Below are 1,160 nucleotides of genomic sequence, written 5' to 3'. Positions count from 1 at the left end.
GTCGGCGTCCGGGCTGGCCAGCACGGCGTTGCGCATGGCGACCGCGAGGTAGTCGCGCCATTCGCTGATGCCCGGGGTGTCCGAATCCGGTAGCAGCGGACCGTGATACAGCCGGACGGCGGTGTCGAGGTCGCCGGATTCCAGCGCGCGCGCGACATCGACGGCGTCGCAGGACAGGGCCGTGGTGAAGCGGTAGACGCGGCTGGTGATGTCGCCGCCGGTGGCGCGGCGCAGGTAGGACATCTCCGATTTCAGGGTGCTCGCCCCGACCGCGCGATCGCCGTAGACGGCGTAGTGCAGGCGTTCGTGGCTGTAGCCGTCGTCGTCGAGGGCGAGCAGGGTGAGGATCTCGAGCTGACGCGGGCGCAGCCGGATCGGGGTGCCATCGCGCAGCAGCCGGCCGGTGCCGAGGCAGGTCAGCCGCATTCCGGCGGGCGCGGGCGTGGCGGCGTGCAGTTTCGACTCGATGGCGCTGGTCATGGTGCGCACGGTCGCCATGGCCAGCGGGTGCGAGCGCTTCCAGGTGGTCGACAGGTCGAGCACGCCGAGCAGGGTGCCGTCGGCGGCCCGGATCGGCGCGCAGTAGCAGACCCAGCCGTGCAGGGCGGCGACCAGATGTTCGGCGGAGAACACGGTGTGCGGCTGATCGGTGCGCAGCGCGAGCGAGAGGGCGTTGGTGCCCATGTGCGCCTCGTCCCAGCGCCCGCCCGGCGCGAAGTTGACCTGCTCGGCCCGTCTGCGCATGACCGGTCCGCCGTCGGTCCACAGGATGGTGCCCGAGGCGTCGGTGACCGCGGCCACGAATCCGGCCTCGGCGGCGCCGCGCAGTTGCTCGCTCAGCTCGGTGACCGGCCCCCGCAGCGGCGACTCCGCCCACCGCGGCCCGATGTCGTCGAGCTCGCTCTCCGGCGCGCAGTCGCGCCCCGGATCCACCGTCCGCAGCGACCGCAACCACGACTGCGCGACCTCTGTCCGCACCGCCGAACTCCCCGTTCCCGGCGCGGACCCGCCCGCGGGCACCCACTGCTCCCACTCTCGTTCCAGCGCAGCGCGCTGCGCCGAGAGTGTCAGTGCCTGGTATGCCAATCCGGCGTCGGCCGCGGTCAACGGAAACCTGGTCCGCGTGTGCGGCCAGGCGCTGCTGGGGGCGTGAGGGATGG

1 protein-coding gene is annotated in these 1,160 nt (G+C 72.8%); it reads right to left on the bottom strand.

Annotated elements, in window-relative coordinates; all coding sequences use genetic code 11:
* Positions 1-978: transcriptional regulator (locus ACWDNU_RS46505; RefSeq protein ID WP_449673530.1), on the bottom strand; the 978-nt coding region annotated here is incomplete at its 3' end.
* Positions 979-1,160: the final 182 nt, after the last annotated feature.

It is taken from the genome of Amycolatopsis sp. NPDC003676 (assembly GCF_053587275.1).
This window is presented reverse-complemented; position numbering and strand designations above follow the sequence as displayed.